The following is a 16,314-nucleotide window of genomic DNA, read 5'->3' on the forward strand; positions in this document are numbered from 1 at the left end:
TATTTAATTGTTAATAGTATAAAATATAATATTATTACATCCTTCCCCATTTCATACAATACAAACAAGTAAAAACCATTTTTTATTCTTTAATAACATGTTACAATTTTTTACACACACAATGAAAAATTTAATACTTATATCACTACACTTGTTTATAATACATGCCCATGCATGGGGTGAAAAATTTAATAATGAAAATATAAAACCACTACAAATAGGTATTATTCAACACAATTATATAAATTTAACTCCTTATAATCAACATTACAAATATTACGCTTTCATTGGAATAACCATGACTTACAATGAATGGATTGATTTCAATATCATCCCCATTAACTTTTATCCCCAAAATTCAACTTCATTCTCAAATGTCTATTTTACTCTATCTATTTCTTTTTATATATTGAAATATCAAATACATATATATTCTTTCATTATCAATATCTTAGTAGGTACTCAATTACCTATATCTCTTAGGACTTCTATTATTACTGGTGGAAATAATATCTCTGCTTTTCTTTTCCCGGCATTGCCTTTTGTCTCTCTTAAACTTAATATTCCAATTACTAATTTATTCTCTATCCTCTCTATATTTTCTTCTTCTCTACGTGAGTATTTTTTAGTCGATATAGCTATTACCTTTCCTATCTAATTATAACAATACTTAGTCATTTTTAATAAACATTTCCTTTATACAAAACTTAAGAATATTTACTCTTCTACATTAAGTTTTTTAAACCCTTCTGGAATAAGCACAATATCAATACCTGAATTTAATGATTTCTTAATCGCATGCTCCAAACTAAAATTATTTACAATTGCCCCCATATCATACGCATCTGTCATGATAATACTAAAGATATTCAGATTATGTCTTATAATATCCACAATATCTTTGGACATACTACTTACATCTGCGGAAATATTAGGAACAAGTACATGTCCAAGCATAATAAATTTTGCTTTCTTTCCAAAAAGAAATGGTATAAAATTATTTACCATTAAAAAATTTTTACTATAAGGTAATAAGGCCAAATCTTTATGGGTATCTACTTTTGTGCCTCCAAGTCCAGGAAAGTGCTTAACTACAGCAAAAACACCTTCCCTTTGTATCCCATCAATAAATGCCTCTACCATAAGACCAATATTATAAGATGAAGAGACCCAAAAGTTCTGCTACCTAAGGGGTTATTTGTAGCAAATTTAGCATCTGCTACAGGTGCCATATTTACATTCTTAACCTTTTGTGGTACTTACTGTTACCTTGTTACAAAGTAACAGCAAGTAAATATATTAAAAACTATACTTATTTTTATTTTAAATTTTATAATCAATACTTCTTAGTAAAAGCAAGTTCAAAAACTAAACCAGAATTTTCGTTGAAATTTATCTCAAATTGAGGCTTAAATCCTCCCAAGGATATACCCAATTTTTCTCGAAGTTTCCTATTATAACTAGACGCATATGTAAAGGGAATTATTATTTCAACAATTCGTGTCACAAACAAAGTAATTCCACCTAAAGACATCAAAGATAATGCAATCGTTGGTGTATTAATACCTTTATATTGAGAAAGAGAATACATACCACCACTAATCAAACCGAAACCCAACATATCAAATCCTAAAATCAGTAATCCACCAGTAAGATCTCCTTGCACGAATGAACCTATACCAAAACCCACAAAAAAATTCAATAGAAAAGGCACTAAAGTATTTTGTTTATGAATTTCATAAAATAACAATTTGCTATCCATATTGCCTTTTGCAGTTACAGCATCAGAAGCCATCTCATCATAACTTTGAGCAAAACTAACAACAATACAAACAAAAAATAACATTAAAATTAATACTTGTTTCATAAAACCCTACCTTCCAAAAAAATGCTCAATATCTTCATCATATCCCTTATTATATAACATATAATAAGTCAATAATTCTCTTACCATGCTACACTCATTTGTCATAAGATATTTACAACAAAACCTCTATTCATTAAATCCTTTATTGCTTACTCCCCTTTTTTTTATTTTTTCTCTCTCTTCTAGTTTTTTCCTCTATCGAATATCTCTTGCAACAAATCACAAATCTCTCTTCCTTTATTTTCAACCTCTATAACTGCAGCATTACTATTTTTACTATTGATCAGTGAATTAAATATATTGTAAAATCTTTCTGCTGTCATTTCTTCTTTCGGCAAGTGATAAGTTGTCAAAACAAGAATCTTGTGCGATGCACAATTTAACATGTCACTATATTCATATATTTTTTGAGTAAGATTTACAAGTTCTTCCATAGTAGAATACTTATTAAAAGTATCGCGATTTCTCCGATCACTAAAATTTCCCCGTAAGGGCATTAAAGTATTAGATGACATTCTGCCTAACATAGTCAATAACTCTTTAATAACAAACCTATATCGTCTTTTATCTTCTAAAGATATACTAACAGACTTGGAAACACTACGAGGAGGATACATTGTATATATTGCAAATGCTAAAGAATAAATAAGCTCAGGATTATAACGCATAGATGTATAAATACTTTCTGTACTGAAACGATAGTACCATTCTCCTATGTCAAATATCTTATCCAAGATCAAGGGAGGGAAACCTGCATTTGTAGGATCATAAAGAAAAGGTTCATCACGCTTAATCATAAATACAGATCCAAAGTTATAAAACGCTCTTCTTGCTTCATAAAATTGTTTCAAAGCTTCCTCTTTTGTTGTTGCTTTTTCTGAAAGTTCAATTAAAGATCCCTTTAAATTTATTGGAGCAATTATGTCTTTTTGTTCACCTAAAGGAGGGATAACATCAGGAGAAGGAGGGATAACATCAGGAGAAGGAGGGATAACATCAGGAGAAGGAGGGATAACATCAGGAGAAGGAGGAATAACATCAGGAGAAGGAGGGATAACATCAGGAGAAGGAGGAATAACATCAGGAGAAGGAGGGGTTGGTTTTTTGATCTCAATTACCATTTTATTTGACCTAGCTTCAAACAATTTTGGAGCTAAACTTTCTTCTTCTCTTATTTTTGCATTGTAATCACAACTTATTACAAACACAATAAAAAACATCATACTTACTCTTACCATTAAATCTCTCCTTCTTTGTAATTTATTACAACTTTTAACTATTATTATTCAGCATATCATCAACATTAAGAACCAATCTTTGTTTCTATCTTATAAGCAAACCCCTACTTATCAAGTCCGATAAATAATTACTTATTCTATATATATATATATATTACCACACAATTAACCAATATTATATAATATTTTATATAATATTTAGGAATTTCTTAGTAGAGACAGTAATTTGTATTTCATTACAATTGTTACAATTGTAAGTATTTCATCACGAGTAGTTAAGGGTATATTAAGATAAGGTATATCAAGCATTTTTTTAGAAAAAATTTCATCGATTACCTCATACATACCAAAACCTCATTTAAAGACAAGGTAAACAACAATTAACATATTATAAAAAGCGCTATTAAATAATGCCTATTGTAATAGAATATGTTACTATAATCATAATACTACAAATAAAGGCAAATATTAAATTAAAAATACTAATGAAGAGGAAAATATGCTAAAAGGGTATATATTAAATATGACAAATCTAAGAAACGCTATTAATGAAATGATATTTTCTCATTCAGGATTTAGAAAGATATTTGCAAAATCAAAAAATGAAAATTCAATAGAATATGAAATAAATGATGACGACAAAATATTAGTTGCTCTTATAACCTTTACAATATCAAATTATTTTAAAGATAAACAAAAAAAATATATCAATGTTGGATTAGATTCAAGAACAACTGGAAATATAATCTCAAAGATAATAATTAAGACCTTAATTTTAAACAACAACAGTGTAAATTTTTTTGGAATACTCCCAATACCAGAAATCTTAGCTTATACAAAAGAAAATCAAAATTCAAAAGGATTTATATACATTTCTGCAAGTCATAATCCTACAGGATATAATGGCATTAAAATTGGATTAAATGATGGAGGCGTGCTAAATTCAAATGAAACAAAGAAAATAATATGTCAGATCAGATCCAACATTGAAAATGAAACTTTAATAAACAATCTAATAACAAACTTACAAAAGTTTAATACCAATGCTCTGCACTTAAAAACATATGAAGAAATTATCACTTCACAAGCTAGACATAAAACACAATCTTATAACTCATATAAGTCATTAATGCAGCAAATAATATATTCAGACACACACAATCAAAAAAATATTGACATACTAAAAAAAACTATCAAAAAAGAACCTATAGGAATCATAGGAGAGATGAATGGGAGTTCTCGCATTAACTCAATTGATAGGGAAATGATTGAATCTTTGGGAATAAAATTAGAACTTCATAACACAGAAATTGGTATCTTTAAGCATGGAATGACTCCCGAAGGGACATCTTTAAACATGTGCAAACAAATATTAGAGCAAAAATTTAAGAATGACAATTCTTTCAAGTTAGGATATGTCCCTGATTGTGATGGAGATAGAGGCAATCTGGTTGCAATTTTAAAAAAAGAACAAGCAAGTATCATTACACCACAAAAAATATTTGCACTCTCAGTACTCTCAGAGCTTAGCTATCTTTACCATATGGGAATTAAAGATAATTTAGCTGTCGTAGTTAATGATGCAACCTCACTAAACATTGAAAAAATAGCATCTCTATTTAACACAAAAGTTTATAGAGTGGAGGTTGGTGAAGCCAACTTAATAGAAATGGCTGACCTTTTACGGAATAAAGGATTAATAGTAAAAATTTTGGGAGAAGGATCAAATGGGGGCAATATTATATACCCTTCAAAAGTAAGAGACCCACTAACAACTCTCTTTAGCATTATAAAATTGCTTACAATCAAAAATCTTTACAAGATATGGTGCTCAATATCTAATAATTCATATAATGAACACTACACTCTTGAGGATATATTAAAGACAATCAATTTTTATAGCAATGTAGAAGTATCATCAGAAAAAGCCATGCTTAAAATAAAAGTAGAAAATCAAGAAATACTAAAAACCAATTACGAAAAATTATTAGAAAAAGAATTTAACAACAATAATACCCTGTTACAAAAATTACCAATACATAATTATGAAATTATAAATTATGAGGGTATCAAACAAAATCTCTCCAGAACAGGTGACTCATCAGGGGGGCTTAAAGTTTTATTTAAAAACAACAAACATGAAATAATTGCTAGTTTATGGTTCCGTGGCTCAAAAACAGAACCAATATTTAGAGTATTAAGTGAGGTCATATCTAAACATAATGATTTACTATATCCCCTTTTAGATTTTCATACAGATTTAATATACTTGGCTAACTCTTTAACCTAATTAACATACATGAATTATGACACAAAATTCAAACAAATTGATTTATTATGGTTAATTATGCAGTATAACCTATGTACTTAGATTATTTTTTAAAATTTTCTCTATATTTCTCCTCACCCCATTCCACGTCTTTGATATACCCATTAAATTTTTAGCATTTTTTATAACTTCTACTGCAACTTTTCTAGTTTTACTTGTACCTTCAAATATTATTTCATCAATATAACCCTTTTTAGCTTTAAAAAATTTTCTTCTCTCTCTAATTGGTATTAAAAATTGATTTAAAACCTCAAAAAGCCTCTCTTTAATTTCAACATCTCCAATTTTACCCTGTCTATATCTAGTTTTAAACTCACAAAGCTCATCAATATTACTATTAAAAAAGTCATGATAAATAAAAACAGGGTTACCATCAACTTCTCCTGGTATATCTGCTCTTACTCTTTTTGGATCTGTAAACATAGACATAACTTTCTTACGCAATGATTTTTCATCATCACTTAAAAATATCGCATTACCAAGACTTTTACTCATCTTAACCTTGCCATAAATTCCCACAAGAGCCTGAGAATCTGTAAAGACAGCTTCAGGGATTGGAAAAAAATCTCCATAAAGATAATTAAATTTCCTAGCAAGTTCTCTTGTAAGTTCAATATGAGCCTCATTATCACGTCCAACTGGAACTAAATTAGCCTTTGTCATCAAAATATCCGCACTCATAAGAACAGGATAACCCAAAAGTCCATAAGGAAGTTCAGATAGCCCAGCAGCAATACTCATATCCTTTATACTAGGAATCCTTTGTAAACGATTAACCATCACAATCATTGACAGTATTAAATTTAACTCTAAAAGCTCAGGTATAGCTGATTGCAAATAGATATTAACTTTTTCAGGATTAATCCCACAAGCCAGATAATCCAAAACCATTTCTCTAACATTAACAGATATTTCATTAATGCTTTTTAAATCTGGTTTTGTAGTAAGAGTATGCAAATCCGCTATAATAATATAAGTTTCATATTTCTCCTGATACTTTAATCTATTAACAATAGACCCGATATAATGCCCTAAATGAAGAGAACCTGTAGGTCTATCTCCTGTAAGCATAACTTTTCTCTGCAAATTTAACTCTCCTTATTATCAACACTTAAGATCTTTGAACCACTTAAAAACACAGAAAAAGGTTTTAAACACTCTATATTATCTACTATTACTTTTATAATCACTGTAAAAGGATAGGCTATTAAAAGTCCCACAATACCCCAAAGCCATCCCCAAAAGAAAAGAAAACAAAGCAGCAAAAAAGGAGAAAGATCAAGCCTATGTCCTTGCATCTTAGGCTCAAGAATATTCCCAATCAACATTTGAACAAATGTATTATACATAAATATATAGAAAACCAAATTTAAATTGGGATAAAACTGTACCAAAGCAGCTATCATAATAAAAAAAACTGCCAAAATTGAACCTATACTTGGAATAAAATTAAAAACAAATGTAAGCACGGCCCATACACGAGGAAAATCTTGTCCAAACAACTTTAAACCTATAAACACTAAAAACCCTGTAAGACAACTAACAAAGAGCTTTATTCCCAGATACTTACTAATCTGATTATTTATTGTATTTAAAGCCTCAATAAATATACTCGAAACAGATTGTTTAAAAGCATTTTTAACCTTTATATCAAAAATGTGTATTTCTGATAGTAAAAAATACAACAATAAAAATAACACAACTAAACTGCTTGCAAATCCAATAATCTCATTAGACATACGAGTTAAAAAAGGATAAATATATTTAGAAAAATCTATATTGCTAATAATAGCACTATCTAACTTATATTTTTCAAGAATATCTACCATAATAAAAATCAACTGCTTCTGATAATAAGGTAATTGATTAATTAATATAGTAACACTATAATAAACAAAACTAAAAACCAAATAAGAAAATGAAAAAAGAACAAAAAAAATTACAAAAACTATTAAAACTCTTGGGATCTTTAGTTTTTTAAGAAAAGTATAAATGGGATATACCAAAAATCCAAGAACCACCGCAATAGCTAAAGGTTTAAATATTGTTTGTGCTATTTTTAAAATAGCAATTAACATTACAATCAAAGCTACAACATAAAACACAGACTGTAATTTAACAAACTTTAACCTATCAGTTGGTTTTAGCTCTAAAGACATCTCACTTCTCCTTCAATATACCTTAATCATTATCATTATGAAAAATACTTAAAAACAGAGTCAATACCCACTCACGAACATTTGTCAAAATTTAAAATCAATTCATATATTTAAATGAATCTTTTCCATTATCCAATTATATAACTTAGTTCCCTTACTATAATTAGCTTCGGCTAAATCCCCTACTCTCTTCTCTTTAACTAGCCTCTTAGCATTTTCATCATTTCCATGATAAACCGTCAACGTATTTTTATAATGATTTAAGCTGTTATTCAAAATTTCAAAGGCTGGAATATCATTAAAACCATCTGCAATATAAAACATATTTTCAAAAGGAATCTCTCTTCTACCTTTAGGAATCCTCCTATTAATTTTATCATAAGATCCCTTGTTTAACTCGAAAATTACCCGGGTTTTTATTGTATGATCTACGAAATAACATACGCTACTTAAAACAACATTTTCTGAAAATTTATTATCTAAACTTTGATAAAAAGGCATAAGGTATGTGTCTATAAATTCACAAGCCCAAACCTTAGTAACATAAGGAGCAATACTACTGCCCAAAATCATCTGCCTAAAACCACTTGAAACAATATAAATATTTATCACAATATCTGATTTCTTTAAACTTAGATTTATTTCATCGATTTCTTTAAACAAAGAAAGAACTCCTTCAAAAAATCTTAATTTTAAGCCCAATTTAAATAATGTTTTATTATTTAAACCTTTAAAAATACCTTCCTTGACATATGTTAAAAAATGTGACAAATATATCATTTCATTAGCAATGATATTACAATGATTTTTGTTATAAGTAATAGATAAATTTTCAACTTCATCCCAAAATAAACTAGCATCAACATTATACTCATCAAAAAGTACCTGTTGCATATTACCATAAATTAAAGTATTATCAAAATCAAATATCAAAGCTATAATTTTTTCTTTTTTACCCATAAACAAAAAATAAATTTAAATTAACACTAAATTATATTACAATATATAAATATATTGAATAAAAATGATTATGATAGATATAAATAGTATAAATCAAATAAAAGATATTTTCTCTAAAGTATTAGATGTAAGTTTAATTAGCATTCTAGTTTATTATATCTATAAAAATGTCATTAATTCTTATTCTGTAAATTTACTTAAAGGAATGATCATCATTACATCCATTGGTATCGTGTCTTATTATTTTAACTTATATACAATAAATTGGCTATGTTTAATTAATAGTTTTTTGTGATTTAATCCTCCAAACTAATAAAAAACAAATTTTTTTTGTAGCATTGGGTTGCCAGCCAGTTCATTTATCCTTTCTAAATAAATAATTTTTTTGCATATCTATAATTGGAACAATAGGCAAGTCTCTCTCTATTATTTCTTTTTACTTTTCTTAAAATATCTTATCTCTTAATTGATTCTTGTTCAAGATGAGATTAAGCAATAAGATTATTATATATATAATAGTATCTATTACATTTCCTATCTAGTTATCATCGTGCCTCCCACACCATTTATTCCTTCAATAACTTTATTTAGTGATGTAATAATTGCCTCCCTATTTCCTTTAGACTTTACAAATTCAATACTTGCCTCTACTTTAGGCAACATAGACCCTGATGCAAAATGTCCTTCTGCTATATATCTTTCTAAATCAACAACATTTACCTTGTCAAGTAAAATTTCATCCTTTTTGCCAAAATTTAATGATATCTGATCAACAGCAGTAACTATCAATAACTTATCTGCTTCAATATCTTGTCCTAATCTAGATGACGCAAAGTCCTTATCAATGACTCCACTTACTCCTTTAATAATTCCTATGTCATCTCTTCTAACAGGAATACCACCGCCTCCACACGTAATTACTATAAATCCTTTATTTATTAATTCTCTTATCTCTTCAATTTCTATAATCTCAATTGGCTTAGGAGATCCTACTACTCGCCTATAACCTCTTCCACTATCTTCTCTTAAAATATATCCCTTACTTGCAAGCTCTTCCGATCTTACCTTATCATAAAATGGTCCAATAGGTTTGCTAGGATTCTTAAAACACTCATCTTCTTTATCTACCAAGACTTGCGTAAGCACTACTACTACTCCCCGTTTAATTCCTCGCTTACACATCTCATTCCGCAGTGCCTGCTCAATATAACACCCTATCATCCCTTGACTCATAGCAACACATACATCAAGAGGTGTCAATGGGGTCTCTTTACACATCTCATTTTCTAACAAAATCCTTCCTACTTGCGGGCCATTACCATGAGTGATAATTACTTCATAACCATACTCTATCACATCTACTATCTCACATACACTGCTTTCTATTTTTGCCAATTGATCACAAAATGTTCCTTCTCCACCCTCTAATGCATTCCCCCCAAGACTTATTACAATTCTTTTATTCATACATACTCCCTAATTTTTTATAAATATACATTTGCCATTATCACTAAAATACATATTACAAATTCAATCACAAATATTGGCATTACAAATTTAAACCAACTACCATAACTAATCCTTGCTATACCCAATACAGCCATTATAACTCCACTTGTTGGGGTTAATAAATTAACTAGACCTGATGCTGTTTGCATACCTAAAACAATTGATGACCTTGGCATGTTTAAAAAATCAGCCAATGGCCCCATCATTGACATTGTTAGACTTGCATGTCCTGATGATGAAGGAACAATAAACCCTATACACATCTGTACAAGTTCGTTTAACACTACAAATAGACCTTTAGGTATTCCATATAAAAGTTCTGATGCTGCATTTAATATAGTTCCTGTAATCATTTGCTCATCAGCTACTATCATCACTCCTCGAGTCATGCCTATAATAAGCGCTGCTGTCATCATATCTTTAGCTCCCTCTACAAACGTTTCCCACATCTTTAACTCGCTCATTTTACATATAAATGCTGATAAAATTGCTGTACCAAGATATAACATCGTCATCTCTTGCATCCACCAACCAAGCTCCAAAATACTATATATTAAAAATACAATCATCACTCCATATAATGCCAATACCATCTTTCGTCTATTTGTAAATTCAGGCATGACATTTTTCTTATCACCCATCTTACTTTTAACAAAGAGATTATAATGTCCTTCCCTTTGTTCATACACTATAGATCTCTTAGGATCATTCTTTATCCTAATCGCATATATCAACACATATACTATAGCTACAGACACAGAAAATATATACAAAATAATACGGAAATAAAACCCATCCTTTATTTCAATACCAGCTATCGCTGATGCTATACCTGTAGCAAATGGATTAATAGTAGATGCCATGGTTCCAACACCAGCTCCCAATCCAATAATTGCAACAGCTACAATATTATCATAGCCCAAGGATATTACTAATGGAATCATAATAAGATAAAATGGAAGTGTCTCTTCATACATACCTGTTGTAGTTCCTCCTATGGAAAAAATAAACATCATAAATGGTATCAAAAGTTTATCCTTATTGCCCATTTTTTTAATTGCTGCGGCTATCCCTGCATCAACCGCACCGGTTCCTAAAATCACTCCATAAGCTCCACCAACAATCAAAACAAATACAATAACTTCAACAGCATGCTCCATTCCTTTAGCCATTGCTGTTAAAATAGTAAAAATACCATCTAAAAATCCCCGAGAAGCCCTTTTTACTGTATGATAAGTTCCCGCCACAACAACTTCTTGTAACTTTCCATTAACTTCTCTCGTTTCCTTAGAAAATTCACCGGCAGGAACTATATAAGTTAATATAGTCATAAACACTATTAAAGAAAATACTATCGTAAAACTACTTGGCATTTTATTCTTCTTAACCATCTTATCTCTCCTAATAAATTTACATTTTCCTAACCTAAATTTATAACTAATTATCCCAAAGTTCCAACCATTACAGCCTTAATAGTATGTAACCTATTCTCAGCCTCATCAAACACAACAGACTGACCACTTTCAAAGACATCATGTGTAACCTCAATACCTTCAAGCCCATATTTATCAAATATTTCATTACCAAGCACCGTATTTAAATCATGAAAAGCTGGTAAACAATGCATAAATATCGCATCTTCCTTTGCCAATTTCATAAGTTTATTATTAACTTGATATGGTCTTAATAGCTTAATTCTTTCATTCCAATTAGTCTCACCCATAGACACCCAAACATCAGTATAAACAATATCAGCATCCTTCACTGTTTCCTCAAGAGAACTAGAAATAACAATATTACCGCCACTCTCAGCAGCTATCAATCTTGTCTTGCTTACCAATTCTGGATCTGGGAAAAGTTCTCTTGGCGCAAATATTCTAAAATCCATTCCCATAATAGCACACCCTTCCATTAAAGAATTGGCAACATTATTTCTACCATCTCCACAAAAGACCATCTTCAAATTCTTCAAACATCCCTTATGTTCTTCAATAGTCATAAAATCAGCAAGTACTTGTGTTGGATGGGCAACATCTGTTAACCCATTATAAACTGGAATATTAGCATACTTAGCTAAATCATCAACTGCTTTTTGAGAAAACCCTCTAAATTCAATAGCATCATACATTCTTCCTAATACCCTTGCAGTATCAGCTATAGACTCCTTTTTACCTATCTGGCTACCGGTTGGCCCCAAATAAGTAACATGGGCTCCTTGATCATAAGCAGCAACCTCAAAGGCACATCTTGTTCTTGTTGAGTCCTTCTCAAAAATTATAGCTATATTTTTTCCTTTAAGTTTTTGTTCTTCAAATTTTGCATATTTAGATTTCTTCAAACTATGAGACAAATCAAGTAAATATCTCACATCTTTTTGAGTAAAATTTAAAAGTCTTAAAAAACTTTTTCTTCGTAAATCGTCTCGTAAATCATACATAAATATTTTCTCCTTTAAACTAAATATCTTCCCTTATTAAAGGCATAGACATACATCTAGGACCTCCCCTTCCTCGTGAAAGCTCACTAGAAGGCATTTTATAAACTTTAATCCCAAATTCCTCAAGCAATCTATTAGTTACATGATTCCTAGAATAAACTATTACTTCTCCAGGTGCTATTGCTAAAGTGTTAGCACCATCATTCCACTGCTCCCTTGCTCCATGAATTAGATCCCCTCCAGCACACTTTATCATATTAATCTTACTTCCAAGATAGAAGCTTAAAATATCCTCCAATTTAGCCTTTTCACTTTTAACTTTAATATTGTCAAAACCCAAATCATAAGTCAAAGCATAAATGGTAAATTTCATATCTTCACTAGTAAAACTTGTAAAAGTAGTATGATCTATTTGAGTAAAAACCGTATCTAAATGCATATAAGCCCTATTTTGTGGGATTTGAAAAGCTAAAATAGTACTAAAAGATGTTTTTTGTTGAAAAAGTTTGCGAGCTACTTTTTCAACAGATTCAGATTCGGTTCTCTCAGAAACACCAATAGCCAAAACATCACGACTTAAAACTAACTCATCTCCACCTTCCAACGTAGTATCTTCATCTCTAGTATACCATATAGGAACACTGTCTTTATAAATAGGATGGTATTTAAAAATATACTCTGCAAATATTGTTTCCCTATGTCTAGCCCTAGTTTGCATCTTATTTATTGTTACACCATGACCAATACTCGCAAAAGGATCCCTTGTAAAGAGTATATTGGGCATAGGATCAATAATTAAAGGATATTCACTGTTTACTAAAGAGTTTAGAGAATCAGATTTATAATTTTTAAGATCATCCCTTGTAACCCCAGCTATCATCTTTGAAATCATGTCACTAACAGACATATTATAAAAATAATCATTCAAAGCTCGAGTTTTATTCTCAGTCCTGATCCCTGCTTCAAGAATAAATTGTGATATAAATTGCTCTTTGACACTATCACACTGAGAAATAGTTTCACTAATTAAATCCTCAATATAGACAACTTCAACTCCATTATTTCTTAAAATATCTGCAAAAGCATCGTGTTCTTGCCTTGCCACTTCAAGATAAGGAATATCATCAAACAATAACCTTTGCATTATTGAAGGAGTTAGATTTTCCAATTCTTCCCCTGGTCTATGTAGCAACACTCTCTTTAAACGACCTATTTCTGAAAATACATTTATTGGTTTTAAATACTGCATAACAAAAACCTCTATTTTTATAAAAAGTTTTATAAATTTTAATTTATTATAATTAGTTAATATATTAAAACTTAAAAGACGAAAAATCAACATAATTAAAACTTATAAAAAAAACAAACAAGCTTAATACTTCAATAAATATGATAAAATATTGATATGCAATATCTTACATATATTACATATATATTCAATTTCATAAGTCTCTACTTAATATGTTCGTGTTCTTTATTTAGCAAAAGTGATCAAAAAAATTACACTTCAAATACTATCCTGTTAACCCATCACTATCCACCTAATCCTGCCTTAGTAACTAATATGACATATACTACATATCACATACCATTACATCTAATAGACACAATATTAAAGCATACAAGATCTCCCAACTTATTAAAAATATTAGCAATAGATTTAAAAATAAGTCCCCAAAAAATAGAAGAAATACAAAACTATCTAATGGCCTATCAAAGGCACCTAAATAATTCACAAGAATGGAAAAAATTTATTGAACAAAGCAATGTAAACGGATATTTAATCATTAAAGTTGATACAAGTTTTAGAAAAAAATCTGATGAAATTGAACCAAATTCACCTAATAAAAAGTTTACAGAGCTAACAGAAGCACAAATGTATTTAGACAAGGAAATTTTAGCATCATTAGAACAAATATTTTACGAAAAAAATATGGGATATATACCCATTGAAAACATTAACTCTTTTTTTCCTCAAGACAGCATAACCAATTATGCTGTCAATAAAGACATAATAAACGGAATAGAATACATATCTCCTCACATAATAGCAAATCAATTATTAAAAATTAATGACAAAAAATATTTCAAGAGATTTATGCTTCATTTACAAATTGAAAATAACAAAATAACAGAAATACTGCAAAAACAAACAATTGCTGATGAATACAACCATTCATACTATTCAACAAAATCACAACAAAAATTAAACTCAACAAATAATTATAACTTAATCCCTAATATCATAGATCCAGAAACAGGAATAGAAATAACACCGCAAAAACTAAGATCCATTTTATCAAATGGAGACATACTGCTAATAAAACCAAAAATAGATTGGACTGACTTTTTCTACTTTTGGCAACACACAGGAATATTTGACGCTGATAAATATGACAATACAAAAAAAATTGTATTTAAAGGAGAAGATAGTTTCGATATAAAATCAGTAATCACAAGCAATCAAATCAAATTTGAAACAGCATCTGTTCAAGGTTCAGGCTATGAAAAACTCACAACATATATACAATCAAGGATACTAAAAATATTTTCACCTATAACAGATAAAAGAACTATCCAAAAAGCAATAAATTTTGCTAAAAACAGATATATTGACAATAATTTTGGATATATGGTACCCCTGTTATCTTCTAATATGTGGACTGACTCAATTAATCTTGAAGAGATCCACCATAAAACTTATTGTTCATTAATAGTTGACAGAACATACAGAATAGCTGGTCTTGATGTTTCAAGAAATTATGAAGTATCTGGTATAGTGACTCCTGGGGATATAAACGCAGCTGCTTACGATTTTTATATGTCATACACAATATCAGGAATATTTCCCAGTATGTTACCAAAAAGAGTTATCAAACCAACTCTTAAAGAAAAATTTATTGGGTATAATAGAGAAATAAAAGATTTAATAGAAATAAAAAATTCAAAAGAAAAAAAGTTTGGCAAAGCTTGCAATATAATTAATTCTTGGTGTTTAGGGAGTTGATTCAACATGAAAAAATACTACGCATGCATATTAAACGACAAAAATGAAAAAATGATCTTTACATCTTGGGAAGAATGCAAAAACAAAATTATAGGACAAAAAAATAAAATAAAGAGCTTCAAAACAAAAGAAGAAGCAAAAAATTGGCTCTCAAGAGATGGAAAGAACGATATTTACCCAACAGGAATATACTTTGACTCTGGAACTGGAAGAGGCAAAGGAGTAGAAATTAGAGTTGTTAATGAAAAAGGAGTATCTATACTAAACAAAGTAATGGATCAAAGTCTAATTAATGATCATAATAATTACTACGTTAAAAATTTTGATGGAATTAGCAACAATTATGGCGAACTTTTAGGATTGTATATTGCACTCAAAATAGCATTACAAGAAAACACAAAAAACATATTTGGAGATAGCAAACTAGTAATTGATTATTGGTCTAAAGGATTTTACAATAAAAACTTAAACAAAAATAGCATCAAATTAATTCAAAATGTGACCAAATTAAGACATACTTTTGAAGAAAAAGGAGGAACGGTATTATTGATATCAGGAGACAACAATATTGCGGATCTTGGATTCCATAAAAGGTAAAATAACATTTATATAAAGCAAAACACTAAGATCTAAATCAATAACAACTCAAAATATAAAAGCAGATATTCAACAAAATCAAATATACAGCTACTTTAAAAGTGAGCATAACAAAAATTAACATTAACTCAAACCAAACTATTGACAGTGTAATATCAAAAATCCCAAAAATGTAAAAAAGTTTAAATTTATAAAAAAATTATTTTAAATA

The 16,314-nt window shown here is 29.4% G+C and carries 14 protein-coding genes and 2 pseudogenes; 5 read left to right on the forward strand and 11 right to left on the reverse strand.

Annotated features, from left to right (window positions below; all coding sequences use genetic code 11):
- Positions 1-121: 121 nt before the first annotated feature.
- The gene (locus tag QMG63_RS00005) at positions 122-658 is read left to right on the forward strand and encodes a hypothetical protein (protein WP_281860611.1); all 537 of its coding nucleotides are present in this window, start codon (positions 122-124) and stop codon (positions 656-658) included.
- A gap of 59 nt (positions 659-717) precedes the next feature.
- On the opposite strand, the pseudogene QMG63_RS00010 reads toward QMG63_RS00005, so the two are convergent.
- The 4 genes and pseudogenes from QMG63_RS00010 to QMG63_RS00025 all read right to left on the reverse strand — a co-directional run.
- Positions 718-1,241: pseudogene (locus tag QMG63_RS00010) on the reverse strand (glycoside hydrolase family 3 N-terminal domain-containing protein); the annotation flags it as partial.
- Positions 1,242-1,336: 95 nt separating this feature from the next.
- Positions 1,337-1,867 (reverse strand): P13 family porin, encoded by a 531-nt coding sequence (locus tag QMG63_RS00015; protein ID WP_281860613.1) that lies wholly within the window; start codon positions 1,865-1,867, stop codon positions 1,337-1,339.
- Between the two features lie 182 nt (positions 1,868-2,049).
- On the reverse strand, positions 2,050-3,105 hold the full coding sequence (locus QMG63_RS00020) for a hypothetical protein (protein WP_281860615.1): 1,056 nt from the start codon (positions 3,103-3,105) through the stop codon (positions 2,050-2,052).
- A 198-nt stretch (positions 3,106-3,303) separates the two neighbouring features.
- Complete coding sequence (locus tag QMG63_RS00025; protein WP_281860617.1) at positions 3,304-3,450, reverse strand: hypothetical protein; 147 nt, start codon at positions 3,448-3,450, stop codon at positions 3,304-3,306.
- 154 nt (positions 3,451-3,604) lie between these two features.
- Here QMG63_RS00025 and QMG63_RS00030 point away from each other — a divergent pair, with 154 nt between their 5' ends.
- The gene (locus QMG63_RS00030; protein ID WP_281860618.1) at positions 3,605-5,395 is read left to right on the forward strand and encodes a phosphoglucomutase; all 1,791 of its coding nucleotides are present in this window, start codon (positions 3,605-3,607) and stop codon (positions 5,393-5,395) included.
- Positions 5,396-5,464: 69 nt separating this feature from the next.
- Here QMG63_RS00030 and trpS read toward each other — a convergent pair whose 3' ends face one another.
- From trpS to QMG63_RS00045, 3 genes are all read right to left on the reverse strand, one after another.
- Positions 5,465-6,520 (reverse strand): tryptophan--tRNA ligase, encoded by a 1,056-nt coding sequence (trpS, locus tag QMG63_RS00035; protein ID WP_281860619.1) that lies wholly within the window; start codon positions 6,518-6,520, stop codon positions 5,465-5,467.
- Between the two features lie 2 nt (positions 6,521-6,522).
- A complete protein-coding gene (locus QMG63_RS00040; protein WP_281860621.1) occupies positions 6,523-7,593 on the reverse strand; it encodes an AI-2E family transporter in 1,071 nt (356 codons plus the stop codon).
- 102 nt (positions 7,594-7,695) lie between these two features.
- On the reverse strand, positions 7,696-8,553 hold the full coding sequence (locus QMG63_RS00045; protein ID WP_281860623.1) for a hypothetical protein: 858 nt from the start codon (positions 8,551-8,553) through the stop codon (positions 7,696-7,698).
- A 70-nt stretch (positions 8,554-8,623) separates the two neighbouring features.
- Between QMG63_RS00045 and QMG63_RS00050 the strand changes: the two are divergent.
- Positions 8,624-8,824 (forward strand): annotated as a pseudogene (locus QMG63_RS00050) (diadenylate cyclase CdaA); the annotation flags it as partial.
- Positions 8,825-9,087: 263 nt separating this feature from the next.
- Here the strand turns inward: QMG63_RS00050 and arcC are convergent.
- Genes arcC through arcA form a run of 4 tightly spaced genes read right to left on the reverse strand, consistent with a single transcriptional unit; the run spans position 9,088 to position 13,748 of the window.
- Entirely contained in the window at positions 9,088-10,020 is a 933-nt protein-coding gene (gene arcC, locus QMG63_RS00055) for a carbamate kinase (protein ID WP_281860624.1), read from the reverse strand.
- A 17-nt stretch (positions 10,021-10,037) separates the two neighbouring features.
- Entirely contained in the window at positions 10,038-11,453 is a 1,416-nt protein-coding gene (locus QMG63_RS00060; protein ID WP_281860626.1) for a YfcC family protein, read from the reverse strand.
- A gap of 50 nt (positions 11,454-11,503) precedes the next feature.
- Positions 11,504-12,499 (reverse strand): ornithine carbamoyltransferase, encoded by a 996-nt coding sequence (gene argF, locus QMG63_RS00065; protein ID WP_281860628.1) that lies wholly within the window; start codon positions 12,497-12,499, stop codon positions 11,504-11,506.
- A 19-nt stretch (positions 12,500-12,518) separates the two neighbouring features.
- Positions 12,519-13,748: an arginine deiminase gene (gene arcA / locus QMG63_RS00070; protein WP_281860630.1), complete on the reverse strand. Its 1,230-nt coding sequence runs from the start codon at positions 13,746-13,748 to the stop codon at positions 12,519-12,521.
- A 156-nt stretch (positions 13,749-13,904) separates the two neighbouring features.
- On the opposite strand from arcA, the gene QMG63_RS00075 reads away from it, so the two are divergent.
- Both QMG63_RS00075 and QMG63_RS00080 read left to right on the forward strand, forming a co-directional pair.
- The gene (locus tag QMG63_RS00075; protein ID WP_281860632.1) at positions 13,905-15,506 is read left to right on the forward strand and encodes a hypothetical protein; all 1,602 of its coding nucleotides are present in this window, start codon (positions 13,905-13,907) and stop codon (positions 15,504-15,506) included.
- Positions 15,507-15,512: 6 nt separating this feature from the next.
- Positions 15,513-16,103 carry a ribonuclease H family protein gene (locus QMG63_RS00080; protein ID WP_281860634.1) on the forward strand — a complete coding sequence of 197 codons (591 nt, stop codon included), beginning with the start codon at positions 15,513-15,515 and terminating at the stop codon, positions 16,101-16,103.
- The last annotated feature ends 211 nt before the right edge of the window (positions 16,104-16,314 follow it).

The sequence above is a fragment of the Candidatus Borrelia fainii genome, from assembly GCF_027925085.1.
GTDB classification, from domain to species: Bacteria; Spirochaetota; Spirochaetia; order Borreliales; family Borreliaceae; genus Borrelia; species Borrelia turicatae.